Annotated in this window: 2 protein-coding genes and 2 pseudogenes; 2 read left to right on the forward strand and 2 right to left on the reverse strand. The window is 39.3% G+C overall.

What is annotated here, in order from left to right; all coding sequences use genetic code 11:
- Positions 1-122: pseudogene (locus tag PX482_RS15385) on the forward strand (IS630 family transposase); the annotation flags it as partial.
- 461 nt (positions 123-583) lie between these two features.
- Here the strand turns inward: PX482_RS15385 and PX482_RS15390 are convergent.
- On the reverse strand, positions 584-1810 hold the full coding sequence (locus tag PX482_RS15390; RefSeq protein ID WP_002760505.1) for a dicarboxylate/amino acid:cation symporter: 1227 nt from the start codon (positions 1808-1810) through the stop codon (positions 584-586).
- A gap of 122 nt (positions 1811-1932) precedes the next feature.
- Between PX482_RS15390 and PX482_RS15395 the strand changes: the two genes are divergently transcribed.
- A complete protein-coding gene (locus PX482_RS15395; protein ID WP_288122643.1) occupies positions 1933-2526 on the forward strand; it encodes an IS607 family transposase in 594 nt (197 codons plus the stop codon).
- A 33-nt stretch (positions 2527-2559) separates the two neighbouring features.
- On the opposite strand, the pseudogene PX482_RS28125 reads toward PX482_RS15395, so the two are convergent.
- Positions 2560-2660, reverse strand: a pseudogene (locus PX482_RS28125) (IS200/IS605 family transposase); the annotation flags it as partial.

Here is a 2660-nt window from a genome sequence, read left to right on the forward strand (position 1 = left end):
GAGAATTTGAAAATAAAGAAGAACTGGAAAAAGTAGTCAATCAGCTTTTAAATGAAGGGGGATTGATTATTAAATGGAGTAGAAAACTTAAAAATAAGGGTAATGCTGTCAATGTAACTTAAATGCGTAAAAGCTTATCAATCAGGCGACTATGTGACCCTTGAACAATACTTGAGCAAGGATTAAATCACAATGGATTATAGTATTAAAATCTCTAAATCTGTACAAAAACAGATTGATAACTTACCTAATGCTATGAAAGGTCGTATTCTTGAAAAAATTAAGGGTTTGGAAATAGAACCCTGTCCTTCTGGCATTGTTAAATTAAAAAATTCTGAACAGGAACACCGTCTCCGTATCAGTGATTATCGAGTGCGTTATCAAATTGGGTTCTTCGTTACTTGGTATGGTTTGATCGGGTGGCATAAATCGACTAAATCCTTATCTGGCAAGAGACTTAATTGATTAGCTCGTTCTAGATCGAAAACAATTGGCAAAAATCGAAGCAATGTCTTTATATATAAGGGTTTCATCCCTTATAACCCCCCTCCATTGCATAACAAAAACCGAAGAACCGGTGAGGCTAGTTTTTTGATTCTAGGGATTTTTCCTTTTCTCCTAATTCCCAGTAATTGAGCAGGATGGCATTAACTGTATTACCGATCACATTTAATACGGTTTTAAAGCCATCGGTCAAGCGATCGACCCCCGCTACTAAAGCCACTCCCTCTAATGGTAAACCCGCTGCTGATAATACGGTAGTCATGGTAATTAATGCGCTGCCGGGGACCCCCGGGGTACTAAAAGAAACCAATAAACCACTCAATGCGATCGCTAATAACAAAGAGGGACTTAAAGGAACTCCGTAAACCTGAGCGATAAAAAGAGCATTAAATCCCTGTAAAATTGCCGAACCATCGCGTTTTAGTACCGTTCCCAAGGGAATAGCGAAACTGGCGATATCTTCGGGTAAACCGTATTCTTGAATTTCCCGCAAAACCACGGGTAAAGCAGCGTTAGAACTAGCAGTACCGAAAGATAAGGATAAAGATTCCGATAAAGAGCTAAAAAAGCGTCGAGGTTCTCCTTTGAGGGCAAAAAGGAGCAAAACATACACCCCAATCATCAAGGCACTGGCCAAAAACAGACCAAAAACATAGAAAAAAAGTCTCGCCACTAATTCTAATCCCTGGGTGGCGATAACCGAAGCAATCAGGGCAAATACCCCCACAGGTGCTAGATAAAGAATCACCGATAGGATTCTCTCGCTGATTAGATAAAGACTGTCTATCAACAGAATAAAAGGTTTTGCCCCCTCTTTGGCCAGTCCGATGCCGATACTAAATAAAACTCCCGTCACGATTACCTGTAAAAGATTGCCCCCGGTAAGAGCTTCTAGGGGATTAACCGGAATCAAGCTGATCAGCCAATCTCTCAAGGATACTGGTGTATTGGTGGTCATGGCGGCATTAGTGGCAAATCCCTCTAAACCTATCCCCGGTTTTAATAACAACGCCGTCGCCATGCCGATTAACAGAGCAAGTGTACTGGTTAGCAGATAGCCAGTCATCAATCTGAGTAAATATCTACCGATCCGCGCCGCATTCTGTACCCGGGTTAATCCTAAAATAAGAGAAGAAAAAACGATCGGAACCACCACAAATTGAATTAAGCGCAGAAAAACCTGTCCCACCGGCGCGAGAATATAGTCATCTAAAGGTAGGATTAGCGCGGGAAAAAAACCATTGAGCAGCGCACCGAAAACAATTCCCGCACCGAGGGCGACTAAGATCAGGTTAGATAAATTCATGGCGTTAAGTTGAGAATTCCGAGACTAATTTGGGGCAGTATTGTAAAGTTTTATAAAAAATATATGCAAATAACTGCAAACAACTGCTAATATGGTTAGTACAAGTTTACATTGCAGTTCATATAAAACTATCAGATTATGCTAAGAAAAAAGGTATCAGTTATGACACTGCTTGGAGAATGTGGAATCGAGGGCAGTTACAAGGAGAACGTCTTCCTACAGGAACAATTATTATTTTTGAAGATGACCGTTTTTGCGGTGAAAATAAAGTAGCTATTTATGCGCGAGTTTCTAGTTCAGAAAATCAATCTAACTTAGAGACTCAGGCAAAAAGATTGGAAGCTTATTGTATTGCGAAAGGCTATCAAATTGTTCGAGTAGTTAAAGAAGTAGGAAGTGGAGTCAATGATCATCGAAAGCTATTATTAAAACTTCTAGAACAAACTGATTATAATTTGATGGTCGTAGAACATAAAGATCGTTTAAGCAGAGTAGGGTTTAATTATCTGAAAGTTCTTTTAAATCAAACAAATAGAGATATAGAGGTCGTGAATCTAGCAGAAGAAAGAAAAGACGATTTAATGCAAGACTTCGTGAGCATAATTACCTCATTTTGCGCTCGATTATACTCATTAAGACGACGAAATAGAAAGACAGAATGTTTAATTAAATGCCTTGAGGAGAATGATGAAATTAGTTCAAAAACATCTAAATGAACTACCCCGCCGCAAGCGGACGGGGTATCAGAATCAAAATAGACTCAATTGTAGATTTTGGTGTAGCTGCAGGTATTCTTTATCTTGTTCTTTTACATATCTCGCTATCATACCTTCATCCCCATGCTTTCCTA

The sequence above is a fragment of the Microcystis sp. M53602_WE12 genome, assembly GCF_030065455.1.
In the GTDB taxonomy this organism is placed as follows: domain Bacteria; phylum Cyanobacteriota; class Cyanobacteriia; order Cyanobacteriales; family Microcystaceae; genus Microcystis; species Microcystis aeruginosa.